Below are 13333 nucleotides of genomic sequence, written 5' to 3'. Positions count from 1 at the left end.
CGATCGTATCATCATCTGCGTGTCGGGGCCCGTCATGTGCATGTTCACGGTAACGGAGGTTATGATCTGCCACCATACACGGTAGGCCCGATGTGTTGCACGCCGGAGCGCAAAGGCATTACGGTGCGTTTTTCTGACTGGCGATTGACTCCGCCACTCAACAAGACGGTGCATGGCCTGACATGATACCCTACCGAAGCGAGAAACAGAAAATGCTGGCTGGCGATCTGTATTCCGCCAGCGACCCCGAACTGCAACACGATATGGCGCAATGTGCTCAATGGCTTGTCCGGTACAATAACCTGAATGGGTCCCTGCCTGAACGACTGGGCGCAGTTGGAGAGAACGCCTGTATCCGGCCACCTTTCCATTGTGATTATGGTTATAATATCTTTCTGGGGGACAATGTGTTCCTCAATTTCAACTGCATCGTGCTTGATGTTGTACCCATCAGAATCGGGGATGGCGCGCAGATTGGCCCCGGCGTCCAGATCCTGAGCGCTGATCACCCCCGAGACGCTGCATTACGCCAGAAAATGCTGGAATTCGGCCGCCCCATTACTATCGGTAGAAATGTCTGGATCGGCGGCGGTGCCATCATTCTGCCCGGTATCACGATCGGGGATAATGCCATTATCGGGGCTGGCAGCGTCGTCACGCATGATGTGGCTGCTGACGCAACCGTGGCAGGCAATCCGGCACGACCTTTGCACACTGGTTTACATTCTCGGCAGATTACTTAACGGGCAAGCAACCATGGCTGAATTGCAGTTTCAGCAGATTGACGTATTTTCTTCAGAACCGACCAAAGGCAATCCGGTTGCCGTGGTGATCGGTGCAGATACCCTGACCACCGAACAGATGTCCGCTTTTGCCAACTGGACAAACCTGAGTGAAACAACATTTCTACTCCGCCCAACCACGCTGGAGGCAGACTACAGGGTCCGTATTTTTACACCGCAGACCGAACTGCCATTTGCAGGCCACCCTACCCTGGGCAGTTGTCACGCCTGGCTGGCCGCAGGTGGCCAGCCACGTAGGCATATGATCATACAAGAATGTGGTCTGGGTCTTGTGCCGGTACGCTCCCATAACGGCTACCTTGCTTTTGCTGCTCCCCCGTTGCAGCGGTCTGGATTGGTGGAACCGGACCTGCTGCACCGTGTTGCAGCAGGGCTAAAGATTGCACCCTCGTCCATTCGGGCAGCGGCATGGACTGACAATGGACCGGGGTGGCTATCCATTATGCTTGGGTCGCGAAAAGAGGTCCTGGCGCTCGAACCGGATTACGCAGCCCTGTCCGATCTGAGTATTGGTGTCATAGGTCCATGGGATGCCATACAGGATGGAAAACAGGTCCAGTTCGAGGTGCGCGCCTTTGCCATGGGTTGCGGGGTGAACGAAGACCCCGTGACGGGAAGCCTGAACGCCGGGCTGGCACAGTGGCTCATAGGCCGTGGGCTGGCACCTGAGCATTACATTGCCAGTCAGGGCACCCGGCTCGGTCGGGCCGGACGCGTGCATGTCGATCTGGAAAACGGAAAAATCTGGATTGGAGGCATAACGACGACCCTGGTTACAGGCATGCTTCGGTTATGAGGCACCCCCTTCAGAAAATTAACCTTTTTACAAAAGCCATCTGTTTTGAAAGAGATGGTTTGAAAGTCACAGGTCAAAGCCGCATGACCAAGGGAAGTTCACATATGCCTTGAAGACGGTTGTTATCTGTCAGGTTCATGACCGAATATCATCAAAGTGTTATAATCCGTTTTAGCAAGATTCCGGATTGGGATCTGAAATGGATATTATTCATAACTTATGAAACCATATTTCTGTTCTTTATATCGGGAACTCTATTATTTTCATAATTCAAGAAATGTTGTTGCGTAAAAAAAATCCCGATCTGATAGTCTGTTAGGGCCATATCAATTATGGTCCAGTTTCCACTTTTTGCAGCAGCCGCGCCGTAGCCATCGGGACGCACCAGCCAGATCCCGTTTTTATCCGGGGAGAGCAGCACATTTCGGGCATCAGCAAGGATGCATGACCTGCGATCATGACCCGTGCTTCTGCCACGCGACACGACTGCGTTCGATACTGTAGCTGCCCAGCAGTCCTGGTCTGGCTTCCTACCGCTCGACAAGTGCCAGTTTCCGGGCGAGATTGAAGACATCCTGCATGTTCATGCTCTGACCGGATGCCAGAAAATCGCTGACTCATCTGGCGGGGCCGCAAGTTCCGCTATATGCACATCAACGAGGATAAACTCCGCGTGCAGTGCGTCTTCCTCGAATGTCAGACCCATTCTGGTGCAAGCAATGGAATGCGTACCATCGCAACCGATGAGCCACGCGGCTTCCAGCATCTCGATCCTGCCGCCCGTATGCATGAAACACCGTCATCCCTGTCAACACAATCAGTCAGTTTGAACCCGCGTTCGACCGTTATACCAAAAGCCTTGAGATGTTCTGCCAGCAGTCATTCGGTTTGCGATTGTAGAAGCATCAGCAGATAATTGAAGGAAAAGGCGATCGCTCCAAACGGGACCCGGGCAAGTGTCCTGTTGCCCGCGTAAAGACGGACAGCGCTTACCCGTAGCCCGGTGGCGATAAACGCATCCGCATAGCCCGATGCATCAAGCAGTTCCAACGTCCGGGACCAGATAGCCAAAACGCAGGACTGGGTGGTGCAGGTCGGCAACCTGTCGATCATTCTGACACAAGGACCATACCGGGCCAGTTCAGCGGCCATGATCAGCCTGACTGGCCCCACACCGGTAACGAGAACGGGCCTCGACATGGTTTTTATCCGAATACCCGGCCATATAGACAGGTATCACCACGTTAACGGTGAGGTGCCGTTTTTTGACACCACATTCTACAGATGATGTCCGCTTGCAGCGCCGCATAAGTTAATCCAGAGCGTTCAGAAGGTGGGTGCAAGCAGCCTATTTCCGGAGCGTGGTGATTCCAAGTTCGTGCCACATCCATCCGAAATCGTAAGTAGCGCCCGCATCGTCATTTTTCAGGGCACGGGCTGTCGTGTTTTCAATATCCTTCAGCCAGGTGGCTACCTTTTTACGTCCTGAAGCCGTCCGAACAGCCTCACGCGGCGTCATATTTCCCAGAGATGGAACCGGCTCATCAAGCGTCTGCCGGTAATGGCGCTCCAGCATCTGCCCGATGATCCGCGCTTCCTCTTCAGGCAGGATCTGCAGGTCTGGCGATGCAGCCCGTCCACCATGCTCCCGCTCCTCTATTGCCTGCACCGGTGTCATGATCTGCGTCAGGGGCGCGCCCACGAGCGTGCCCAGAACGGCCTGCAGCATGGCACGCCCACGTTCGGCACGGTTTTCCGAATTCACCTGCAACCGTAACTGCCGCCCCTTGAGTTCCAGGGTGCCCAATACGATCGCACCATCGTCCATCTCGGTGCGCAGGAACCGTCCGTTTTTATCCCGTTCGGACAATGGCACAGGATCACTCTCCCCCTCCTTCAGCCAGTTCCAGAACGACCGGCTCTCTGGGCGCAGGGCCACCACGCCCTCAAGCGCATCCGCCACCTTCTTCTGCGTCACGCCCTTCGCCAGCGGGAAACATACTTCATGGAAGACCAGATCCTCGCCATCGCCATTGAACAGCGCCGGACCCTCCATCTGCCGGGCCATGTCTTCCAGCGTCCGAAACAGCCAGGTTAGCGTGAACATCGGCGCAAGTTCCCGCAGGGTTTCCGTATCCACTTTCGGGAATTCCGCCTTGCCGCGTTTTTTCCGTAGCGCCTTGTAAAGGTTTGCGGCCAGATCCTCACAGGCGTCCCGTGAATAGGCGAGCAGTCCGCCTGCCAGAATGGTCTTTCCATCGGACGGCACAAGGCGCGCTGCAATCCGGTCCCACTGTCTGAGCGTCCGGGTGGCGGTGCCTTCATGCACGAGAACAGGCTCGCCCCTCCGCAGCAGGTCACGCGCCATGAAGCTCTGGCCGGGTCTGATGTCCGAGACTTCATACAGGCTCATGACCGAAGCCCTGAGCGCACGCATATAGGCGCTGTTGCGCGGCCCTTCCTTCCAGCCCCGGCGTTTCAGATAGACATCAACGATATTCCGGTCGTTATCCCAGTCCTGCCCCAGAAAATCCTCAAAGGCACAGCCCCACAGCGTCATGGCGACGTCGGGGCCGATCATCTCCGCCAGATCTCCGAACGTGATGTCACCCGCTTCCAGCGCCGGCCCGATGTGATCGCCGAGCACTTCCGCGAAATAGTCCTGCCAGTCATCCTGACCGAGATATCCGATCAGTCCCGTGAGTTCGTCTGCGGCCATGATGCTTTCCTGCTACTCCAGTTATGGACAGCAAAAGAGGAGACTGTCCTGACTCGACAAGCTAGGATCATACCCTGAAACAAGCAACGCGATGCCCCCGCCCGGCTTTCACGCATATAATATTCGACAAAAATGCGCCGGACTACCTTACTTCCTGCCAGCCTGGTGAAATGGATGGATCATAATAATTCGCGGCGCCTGCACTTGGCGCTCGCTGGACGTATGCCCGATGAGGCGTATCATGGGTCCACTCCGCCATCGCTGCCGGGGTTAACCCCGGCAGCGATGGCGGTCAGAAACAACAAGAAACTGGCGACAGAGCAACGACCGGACGATAACTTATTCAACCCGTAAATCTGTCCGAACGAATGGGAGCACCTCACCCTCACGCATAATTCGGAAATACAAAGTCTTCTGTGATTTTCTTCTCCCGTTTCTCTGCGCCCAGTCTGAGACGTTTCTGAACATGATGACTTGCAAGGATTTTCTGGACCATATGCGTCAGTGAAATCGCTATTCGGCTTCGAGGATGAATAAGACGCACGAGAACGGGATTCATCCGGTTCTGCGAGGCATGCACATAAGGACGAACAAGAGCTTCATACATGTTGAAAGCCTCTGCGTAATGTGCACCCCGCTTGATTTCACCAGCAAGCACATAAGCGCCGACCAGAGCCAGAGCCGTTCCTTCACCCGTGAAGGCAGTTGGACAGTAGGCCGCATCGCCCAACAGTACAAAGCGCCCATGCGACCAGCGGGATACTTTGACCTGACTCATCGGTCCGAAATAAAAGTCACGAACCGTCTCCAGTTCCATACTGATACGGTCCGCGATTGTTCCCCGCCCCTTCAGGGCATCACGCAGCATTTTTTTTGCATCATCCTGATTATCCCACGTGATATCGTGTTTTTTTCGGAGAAAAGTGACAAGAACAGTCGTCTCTCCTTCGTTGCCCGGCCGCAATGTTATGAATGTTCCATCGACACCATTAACACTATAAGCCCATTGATCGTCTTCCGGGCGTTTGCTAATTTTGAAAAACGACATGTAGGCACCAAGATAACGAAAACTGGTTTCGCTTGGCAGGATCATGTTTCTGGTCGCTGAACTGATCCCCTCGGCACAGATGACAAATTCAAACTCTTCGACACTATCATTGTTGAACGTCACCGACATGCTGCCGTTTTTCTCTTCAAGGTCTTTGACGAATGTTTCAAAACGATAGTCACATGTTTGGGCAGTGGCTTCGAACAGGATCTGCGCGAAATCGCCGCGCATAATTTCAAAATCGTTTGTCAAAGTGGCAAATGCCCCTTTGGGGAACGCAGCAACCAGTTTTCCTGCGGCATCAACGTATTTCTGCCCCTGTTCCAGGGTGTTTTTGGCTTCGATACGCTCGACAAGCCTCATCATCCTGATGACCTGTTGCCCCGCTCCTTTAATATCCACATTCTGGCCACCATCACGTAGGGTGCGCGCCCTCTCGGCAACAACAACCTCGTAGCCATATTGGTGCAGCCAGTAAGCACATACGGGACCAGCAATACCAGCGCCACAAATCAAGATTTTCTTTCGAGCCTTCACGGTGTCTCTTTCCATCATCATGCTGCAATAGGGCACAGGAACCGCATGGGAGACCCGGCCTTCCCCTGATGACGGTCTGTGATCGCTCCATAAAATTATCATTCTGTTTCGTCTGGCGTCATTACGAACTCCAGCCAGATTATTATTCGATCTTGCCAGATGGGTGCGTCACAGCAACAATAGCATCATGCCAATATTGTCCGACCGATCAACAGAACAGGACTGGATAGAACCAGATGAGGTTCCGCGCCGTATTGTGGCTTACGGGTATGCGTTCGAGCATCTGGATAAGATCGAGCTGGAATTTCACTGCCACGTTAAAAGCCAGATCATGATGGTTCAAAGCGGCGCATTAAGCTGCGAAGTAGAGGGAGGATTTTGGATCGTCCCGCCGCACAGTGCCATCTGGATCCCCGGTGGTGCGCGCCATACCGTTTATGCAAGTGGAGTGCTCAAAGGGTATAACGCCTTCATTGATCCGGCGGCCAGTCCGGCGGCCCTGCACTCGTGCAGGGCAATCGCGATAACACCACTGTTGCGCGAACTTCTTGCCCGGACCGCAGCCTTGCCACTTTTTTACGAAACAACCGACGCGATTACCCGTATGCAGGATGTACTGCTTGATGAACTTGCTGCAGCGGCCGTCGAGAATCTCCATCTTCCTATGCCTCGTGATATGCGAGTGCGGAAAATTGTTGATCGTATGATAGAAGTACCTTCTGAGCAGGCCCCCATGACTGTCTGGGCCAGTCAGGCTGGATTGAGTACACGCACCCTATCCCGCCTGATCCTCAGGGAGACCGGCATGAGTTTCAGTCGCTGGCGTCAGCAACTCTGCGTCATGCTGGCAATAAAATGGCTGGCGACCGGCATGACGATCCAACAGGTCGCCAATGCTCTGGGTTACGAAAGTGTTCCCAGTTTCGTAACCATGTTTCGCAATGTTCTCGGTGCACCACCTGGGCGATATATGGCTGAACGGTATTCCAAAACTGGCCCGATAGAGAATTAGAACATACTCAATCGGTAGTTTAATTCTTTCACACCCAAGTCGCGCACAGACCTTTACGTTACCTTATTACCCAATCCGATTGATGCTGCCAAAAGCGCGAGCTTATACGATAGTTTTCAGATCTTTTTACGCATGCACGCGAGCGCGATAGTGCTCCAGGACGTGTTCTACCCCTGCAGAGGAGAAAACGCTTCTCAAGTCCTGTGCTGCCCCCTCGGCTGCCACAGTCGCACGTGCACACATGGCGCATTCATACCGACTGACTGGGGACCAGTCATCGGCCGAAGTCAGAGCATCCGCCAGTTCCACGGCATCAGCCAGCGCAAGATTAACCCCTTCGCCCGAGAACGGAGACATGAGATGCGCGGCATCACCCAGCAGGGTCAGGCCGGCCTGACTTTTCCAGGAATGACCGATGGGCAGGGCATAAAGCGGTCTTACACCGATAAAATCTCCCGTTTCAATCACGTCCTGCAATTCCGGCGCCCATCCGGCAAAAACATCCCGCAATGCCAGCCGCACGTTTTTGCCGGACCAGCTTCCCCACTCTTTGGCCAAACTTTCTGTCAGCCTGATGCCCGCGTATCCGCGAATATGGCCATCACCGTTTCGCTGCGTAATCAGTGCACGGTTGTCACCGACCGCAAGCATTTTGCCGTTACCGGTCAGTTTACTGACGCGAGGATGACGGCTCACATCGAACCCCAACTCAACCAGCGTAACCCCTTCATAAAGCGGCACGGCATCGCTTAGCAGGGAGCGAACACCGGACCATGCGCCATCCGCACCTATGACAGTATCAAACCGTTCGGACCACCCGTCGCCACCCACCACGAAGCCGCTCTCTTCAGGAGCAATTCGGGTTATTCGCCGCCCCCAGCGCACAGTTCCGGGCATGAGGGAGTTCAGCAGGATCTGACGCAGCACGGATCGATCGATTTCTGGCCGGTTGTCCGCAGGCTCATTACGATCAAACAGAAGCACGCCTGCGGCATTGTAAAGGCGATCTCCCTGATCTTCCGGGCGGGCTACCGCCATAAATGCTTCTCGTAAACCCGCATGCTCCATCGCATACTGGCCGGTCTCATCATGCATATCGAGAGAGCCTCCCTGAGGGCGCTCCTCTGCATGCCGGTCCCGTTCCAGAACTACAGGGCATTTCCCCTGACGTTGCAGGAGACGGGCAAGCATCAAACCACCCGGACCACCCCCTATAATTGCAATCCGTTGCGTTGCCATGTCTTTGCATCCCATTTATATAGGAGCCTATATATAAAAACATAGGAACCTATTCAATGGAAAACTCTGACGACTGGGACCCTCTTCGTCATCCCGGTCATTATTTCAGTCGGATCGCCCGCGGCCTGACCCGGATAGGCGACGTACGGTTACGGCATCTGGGATTTGCAACCGCGCAACTGCCGGTTCTGACGGCCCTTAAGGATGGAACAGAGTTATCGCAGAAGGAACTGGCGAAATGGGCCAAGGTTGAGCAACCAACCATGGCCCAGATGCTGTCCCGTATGGAACGGGACGGGCTGGTACAACGTGTGCCAGACCCCGAGGACAAACGCTCAAGCCTGATTTCATTGACAGACGCGACACTGGAAAAACTTCCGGAAGGACGCGCAATCCTCCGTCAGGGAAATTCGGAAATGACAAGAGGTCTGACCGAAGATGAGATTGAGACGCTCATATCCCTGCTCAGACATGTGCTTGAAAATGTTGATTCCATGGAACCATAACCGAAATCTCATCCCATCAAAAATCGCGCGCCGAAGGCGCTCAACAGCGCCACAGGCATGGCAACGGCACCTATCTTGAGAAATTGCAAAAACCCGACATCCTGGCCGCCCCGACGGATCACCTGAAGCCACAGTATTGTGGCCAGTGATCCCGTGACCGACAGATTAGGGCCAAGATCCACGCCAATCAGAAGATTATCGACAACGAGACGTGGCGGATGCGCCTGTGCCACTGCTTCGCTCGCGATCAACCCGGCTGGCAGATTATTCATGAGGTTTGAGACAAAGGCCAGCAGGGAGCCGGAACCGAAAGCCGCTATCATAGGATCAGACTGGGCTGCACGCCGAAGCATCCGTGCGATATCTCCGATCAGTCCGGTACAGTTGATAGCTTCCACCAGAACGAACAACCCTGCCACGAGGGGCAGAACGCCCCACGAAATCTCCCGCACCAATGTTAGTGGTGAGCGTCGTGCCTGCGCGGATACTCCCAAAGCCGTTGCCACACCCGCCAGCGCGGTCGGCAGCCCGAGGGGAAGATCAAAAGCGGAAATCGTCACGAGCAGGACTGCCGTCAGCACGATTCCAGCGAGAGAAGCTCTTCCAGCCACACTCAGGCGCATCTGCTCAACCTGAGATGTACACTCCTGTCTGAGATGTTTACGCTCAACCAGACGGAGAACCAGATAGGTTGTCACGATGGCCATCATGGATGGCAGCGCGAAAGATGCCATCCATGATCCCAGAGCCGGGAGAGTGCCGTTGTAAAGAACCAGATTGGCCGGATTGGAAACCGGCAGGACGAAGCTGGCGGCATTGGCAATAAGCGCACAGGCAAACAGCAAGGGGAGTGGATCTGCTTTCGCTCTGGTAGCCACTGCAAGCACTGCAGGTGTCAGTACAACAGCCGTCGCATCATTGGACATGAATGTCGTCACGACGACACCAGCCAGATAGACCAGCGTGAACAGCCTGGTCGTTGAGCCTGCGGCATGATTGACTGCCCACGTCGCAATCCAGTCGAACAGACCGTTCACCCGTGCTGTCTCACTCAGCAGCATCATGCCGATCAGGAACAGGTAGACATCGCCCCCTTTCAGTATCCCTGATCCTGCCATGGAAACGGGGATCAGACCCGTCACGACAAGAAGCCCTGCTCCACTTACTGCCCACACCCACTCGGGAACCCGAAACGGCCGGATAATGACTCCGGCCGTTGTCAATGCTGCGATCGCCCAGATCGCCTCATGATGAAACATCATGCGGGTGCACGGTCCGCGGAACGCATGACTGACGCTGAAGAAACCCACAGTCCCAACGACAGAAGTGCAAAACAGCCGAGAGTGTAAAATGCGGTTGAATAACCGAGACCCTCGGCAAGCCAGCCTCCCAGCGCCGGTGAGAGACTTGCCCCGATACCTTGTGCCGTCATGACCACACCTTGTCCCATATTGACCCGTCCTGTGCCGTTCAGAAGCCACGCCACCAGACCGGGCACGGCAACGCTTTGAAGTCCCGCACCTATACCGTCCAGAAACTGCACAGGCCACACGCCCCAATACTCGATGAACGTGCCTGCAATCACGCCACGAAGCGGCAGAGCGGCAAACGAAATCAGCAGTACGATCCAATATCCACGGCGCGCTACAAAACGCATGGCCAGAAGGCTGACGCCGATCATCACAGCCTGGGCCACCACCACAGTCATCGCCGTAAACATTGCGGGGTTACCCTTTCCCGCACTGACGACAGCCATACCGTAAAGCGGCAGCATCGCAGCATTGCCGAGATGAAAGAAACAGAGACAGGCTGCGAGGATCAGAAGCGGTTTGTGCCGAAGAAACGCCCTTATCCCTTCCGCCTTACCAACAGCATGGCTGTCTCCGTATTCCAGCCCCCGCGCTGCTTGATGGTCGATGGATTTCTCAGGAATCAGGAGCACGGCAGCGATAGCCAGCAGACCAAATGTGACTTCAAGAAAGAAAATCGCGGACAGGCCAAACTGCCATCCAAGCCACCCGGACAAAGCGGCTCCTACCATATTGCCAGCATGGTTCCATGCCTGATTCCGGCCAATCTGCGCGTTGAAACCCTTCTGGTGAACGATACCAAGCGTCATTCCCGCCATCAGGGGGCCAATCCCCGCCCCGGCCAGCGCCGTGGCAAGCTGGCTGATAGTCACGACAAAGACTGATTGTGAACTCAGTAACAGAAGCGAGGCTGAAATGGTGCATAACGCCGCGACAATGACAAACAGGCGCTTTTTCGTCGTCTGATCAATAAGTGCGCCGGCAGGAATGGTAGCCAGCATGCCGACAATACCACCAGCCGTCATGACAGAACCGATCGGTCCGGTCTGCCATCCATGACGCTGGAGAAACACTCCCAGGAAAGGACCAATCCCCGCCTGGACGTCAGCCATGAAAAAATTCAGGGCACATAATGAAAACAATGCGCGGTTTGACGGAATGCCTTGCGGCCCCTCTATTTTCAAGCCAGCCATAAAAGTATGCATCATCGGGCTATTTTCTCCAGATCGGATAGCCTAACTACATAGGAAGCAACAAGTTATAAGAACCCATTAAAAATACACAGCCATGCGATCCATCAAGATGCGACAGCAATGGGACATTACGTGAGCACAAACCGCTGCTCAGACAGATCAGAAAACGCGAAGGTCATCGCCGCGCCAAGCTGTACATCGTTTTATCCCGCTTCCCCTTTCCAGCACGGCGACAAAGCGTGCGCTTACGGGCAGAATCCTTTATACAGCTCAGACGTAGTCATCACGCATGGCGAAGAAGCATTCATGAAACTCTACAATCTCGAACTCTCTGGCAATTGTTATAAGGTGCGCCTCCTGGCGGCCTTGGCTCGAATTCCTCTGGAAAACGTGCCTGTAGACTTCGCGGCAGGCGAGCAGCGCACCGCGGGGTTCACAGCCCTGAATCCATTCCAGGAAGTGCCTGTTCTGGTCGACGGGGAAACCGTTCTGCGCGATTCTCAGGCGATCCTCGTCTATCTGGGCGGCCAACTCGCGGACAGAACATGGTGGCCGCAAGAACCAGCAGCCCAGGCCGAAATCGTGCAATGGCTTTCCATCGCCGCGAATGAGGTGCGTGACGGTCCAAACACGGCCCGCCTGATCCGGAAATTCGGCTATGATCGTTCAATGGAAAGCGTGCTTCTCGTCACGCAGCGGCTTTTGCCCCTGTTGGACCAGCATCTGAGCGTCCATGACTGGTTCGCGCTTAACCGGCTGACCATCGCGGACTGCGCACTGTTTCCCTACCTTGCACTGTCCCATGAAGGCGGGATCGACCTCACCCCTTTTGGCGCGCTGACACGCTGGGTCGATCGTGTTCGGGCGCTACCGGGATTCGTGCCGATGCCCGGCATTGACAGATGGAGGGTTCGAAAAACCCCTGGTTCTGGCCCTCTGTGTGTGATTCCCTCTCTTCTGTGATGATTGAGGGAATGGCTCATGAAGCAGCCGGGCTTCTTTGATGTGGACGAGCGACTAGCCCGTTTGAGTGGCCTTGGCGATCAGCTCGAAGCGTTTTCTCGGACTGTGGATTTTGAGGTGTTCCGTCCTGATCTGGACAGGGCTCTGGCCTATGCGGACGGAAGTAAAGGTGGCCGTCCCCCGTTTGATCCGGTGCTGATGTTCAAGATCCTGGTGATCCAGACGCTGAACAATCTCTCCGACGAGCGAACGGAGTATCTGATCAACGACCGGCTGTCCTTCATGCGCTTCCTCGGCCTGGCGTTATCGGACCGGGTGCCTGACGCCAAAACGGTCTGGCTGTTCCGTGAACGGCTGACCGAGGCTGGCGCCATCCAGAAGCTGTTCGAGCGCTTTGACGCCACCCTGCGAAACGCCGGGTATCTGCCGATGTCCGGCCAGATCCTGGATGCCACGCTGGTGGCGGCGCCAAAGCAGCGCAATACCAACGCGGAGAAAGTTGATCTTCGGGAAGGCCGCATTCCGCAGGACTGGCAGGACAAGCCTGCCAAGTTGTCCCACAAGGATCGCCATGCGCGATGGACACTGAAGTTCACGAAGGCAAAGCGGCAGGAGGACGGGACGCTCCCGTCCACGGACCTCGCCATCCCGTTCTTTGGCTACAAATCGCATATTTCCATCGATCGAAAGTTTCGACTGATCCGGAAATGGAAAGCGACGGATGCCGCCGCCAGTGATGGTGCCAGGCTGCGCGAGGGCTTGCTCGATAAAACCAATACGGCCTCAAGCGTTTGGGCCGACACCGCGTATCGCTCGAAAGCCAATGAGGACTTCATGGACAAAGAGGGTTTCGTCTCGAAGGTTCACAGGAAAAAGCCGCATCTCAAGCCCATGCCTCGCCATATCCAGCGCTCTAACGCAGGGAAGTCCGTCATCCGATCCCGCGTCGAGCATGTCTTTGCCGATCAGAAATCGCAGACGGGATTGTTCGTCCGGACCGTGGGCATTACCCGGGCCACCATGAGGATTGGCTTGGCCAATATCGTCTACAACATGCGCCGCTTCCTCTTCCTCGAGAGGTTGAACGCGGCCGCGTAGCTATCCCATTGGCGACAGCGTCCGATCTGCTCAAGACGCAGATCAAAAGTCACCCCAAGAACCGTCAATCAGCACGACAAAAGCCTGAAATCAGGAACCACGCGCGCCA

The 13333-nt window shown here is 55.2% G+C and carries 13 protein-coding genes; 6 read left to right on the top strand and 7 right to left on the bottom strand.

Going from position 1 to position 13333, the window contains the following annotated elements; genetic code table 11:
- The first annotated feature begins 182 nt into the window (after positions 1-182).
- Together GLX_RS12230 and GLX_RS12225 are read left to right on the top strand one after the other, a co-directional pair.
- Positions 183-743 (top strand): sugar O-acetyltransferase, encoded by a 561-nt coding sequence (locus GLX_RS12230; RefSeq protein ID WP_014106269.1) that lies wholly within the window; start codon positions 183-185, stop codon positions 741-743.
- Between the two features lie 13 nt (positions 744-756).
- Positions 757-1599: a PhzF family phenazine biosynthesis protein gene (locus tag GLX_RS12225; RefSeq protein ID WP_014106268.1), complete on the top strand. Its 843-nt coding sequence runs from the start codon at positions 757-759 to the stop codon at positions 1597-1599.
- A 583-nt stretch (positions 1600-2182) separates the two neighbouring features.
- Here the strand turns inward: GLX_RS12225 and GLX_RS19025 are convergent.
- From GLX_RS19025 to GLX_RS12210, 4 genes are all read right to left on the bottom strand, one after another.
- Positions 2183-2389 (bottom strand): FAD-dependent monooxygenase, encoded by a 207-nt coding sequence (locus GLX_RS19025; RefSeq protein ID WP_014106266.1) that lies wholly within the window; start codon positions 2387-2389, stop codon positions 2183-2185.
- 89 nt (positions 2390-2478) lie between these two features.
- Positions 2479-2799, bottom strand: coding sequence for an FAD-dependent monooxygenase (locus tag GLX_RS19020; RefSeq protein ID WP_014106265.1), 321 nt, complete (start codon positions 2797-2799; stop codon positions 2479-2481).
- A gap of 148 nt (positions 2800-2947) precedes the next feature.
- Positions 2948-4318, bottom strand: a complete 1371-nt coding sequence (locus tag GLX_RS12215) for a hypothetical protein (RefSeq protein ID WP_014106264.1) — start codon at positions 4316-4318, stop codon at positions 2948-2950.
- 385 nt (positions 4319-4703) lie between these two features.
- On the bottom strand, positions 4704-5903 hold the full coding sequence (locus GLX_RS12210) for an FAD-dependent monooxygenase (RefSeq protein ID WP_158309238.1): 1200 nt from the start codon (positions 5901-5903) through the stop codon (positions 4704-4706).
- Positions 5904-6090: 187 nt separating this feature from the next.
- Between GLX_RS12210 and GLX_RS12205 the strand changes: the two genes are divergently transcribed.
- Complete coding sequence (locus tag GLX_RS12205; RefSeq protein WP_014106262.1) at positions 6091-6915, top strand: AraC family transcriptional regulator; 825 nt, start codon at positions 6091-6093, stop codon at positions 6913-6915.
- 126 nt (positions 6916-7041) lie between these two features.
- Here GLX_RS12205 and GLX_RS12200 read toward each other — a convergent pair whose 3' ends face one another.
- A complete protein-coding gene (locus tag GLX_RS12200) occupies positions 7042-8154 on the bottom strand; it encodes an FAD-dependent oxidoreductase (RefSeq protein WP_041247401.1) in 1113 nt (370 codons plus the stop codon).
- Positions 8155-8210: 56 nt separating this feature from the next.
- On the opposite strand from GLX_RS12200, the gene GLX_RS12195 reads away from it, so the two are divergent.
- Positions 8211-8660: a MarR family winged helix-turn-helix transcriptional regulator gene (locus tag GLX_RS12195; RefSeq protein WP_014106260.1), complete on the top strand. Its 450-nt coding sequence runs from the start codon at positions 8211-8213 to the stop codon at positions 8658-8660.
- An 8-nt stretch (positions 8661-8668) separates the two neighbouring features.
- Here the strand turns inward: GLX_RS12195 and GLX_RS12190 are convergent, their stop codons facing one another.
- Together GLX_RS12190 and GLX_RS12185 are read right to left on the bottom strand one after the other, a co-directional pair.
- Positions 8669-9922 carry an arsenic transporter gene (locus tag GLX_RS12190; RefSeq protein WP_014106259.1) on the bottom strand — a complete coding sequence of 418 codons (1254 nt, stop codon included), beginning with the start codon at positions 9920-9922 and terminating at the stop codon, positions 8669-8671.
- A complete protein-coding gene (locus GLX_RS12185) occupies positions 9919-11178 on the bottom strand; it encodes an MFS transporter (protein ID WP_014106258.1) in 1260 nt (419 codons plus the stop codon). Before GLX_RS12185 ends, GLX_RS12190 begins: the two co-directional genes overlap by 4 nt.
- A 291-nt stretch (positions 11179-11469) precedes the next feature.
- Between GLX_RS12185 and GLX_RS12180 the strand changes: the two genes are divergently transcribed.
- Both GLX_RS12180 and GLX_RS12175 read left to right on the top strand, forming a co-directional pair.
- On the top strand, positions 11470-12126 hold the full coding sequence (locus tag GLX_RS12180; protein WP_014106257.1) for a glutathione S-transferase family protein: 657 nt from the start codon (positions 11470-11472) through the stop codon (positions 12124-12126).
- Between the two features lie 18 nt (positions 12127-12144).
- On the top strand, positions 12145-13224 hold the full coding sequence (locus tag GLX_RS12175) for an IS5 family transposase (protein ID WP_014104060.1): 1080 nt from the start codon (positions 12145-12147) through the stop codon (positions 13222-13224).
- Positions 13225-13333 lie beyond the last annotated feature (109 nt).

The organism is Komagataeibacter medellinensis NBRC 3288 (assembly GCF_000182745.2).
Taxonomy (GTDB): Bacteria; Pseudomonadota; Alphaproteobacteria; order Acetobacterales; family Acetobacteraceae; genus Komagataeibacter; species Komagataeibacter medellinensis.
The sequence above is the reverse complement of the archived record's forward strand: the minus strand, read 5'-3'. Positions and strand labels throughout refer to the sequence as shown.

What these genes read in the sequence shown, in the direction of transcription:
- GLX_RS12225 (WP_014106268.1), top strand. Translation starts at nt 757, where the DNA reads ATGGCTGAATTGCAGTTTCAGCAGATTGACGTATTTTCTTCAGAACCG.
- GLX_RS12215 (WP_014106264.1), bottom strand. Translation starts at nt 4,318, where the DNA reads ATGGCCGCAGACGAACTCACGGGACTGATCGGATATCTCGGTCAGGAT.
- GLX_RS12190 (WP_014106259.1), bottom strand. Translation starts at nt 9,922, where the DNA reads ATGATGTTTCATCATGAGGCGATCTGGGCGATCGCAGCATTGACAACG.
- GLX_RS12185 (WP_014106258.1), bottom strand. Translation starts at nt 11,178, where the DNA reads ATGATGCATACTTTTATGGCTGGCTTGAAAATAGAGGGGCCGCAAGGC.
- GLX_RS12230 (WP_014106269.1), top strand. Translation starts at nt 183, where the DNA reads ATGATACCCTACCGAAGCGAGAAACAGAAAATGCTGGCTGGCGATCTG.
- GLX_RS12180 (WP_014106257.1), top strand. Translation starts at nt 11,470, where the DNA reads ATGAAACTCTACAATCTCGAACTCTCTGGCAATTGTTATAAGGTGCGC.
- GLX_RS12195 (WP_014106260.1), top strand. Translation starts at nt 8,211, where the DNA reads ATGGAAAACTCTGACGACTGGGACCCTCTTCGTCATCCCGGTCATTAT.
- GLX_RS19025 (WP_014106266.1), bottom strand. Translation starts at nt 2,389, where the DNA reads ATGCATACGGGCGGCAGGATCGAGATGCTGGAAGCCGCGTGGCTCATC.
- GLX_RS12205 (WP_014106262.1), top strand. Translation starts at nt 6,091, where the DNA reads ATGCCAATATTGTCCGACCGATCAACAGAACAGGACTGGATAGAACCA.
- GLX_RS12200 (WP_041247401.1), bottom strand. Translation starts at nt 8,154, where the DNA reads ATGGCAACGCAACGGATTGCAATTATAGGGGGTGGTCCGGGTGGTTTG.
- GLX_RS19020 (WP_014106265.1), bottom strand. Translation starts at nt 2,799, where the DNA reads ATGTCGAGGCCCGTTCTCGTTACCGGTGTGGGGCCAGTCAGGCTGATC.
- GLX_RS12175 (WP_014104060.1), top strand. Translation starts at nt 12,145, where the DNA reads ATGAAGCAGCCGGGCTTCTTTGATGTGGACGAGCGACTAGCCCGTTTG.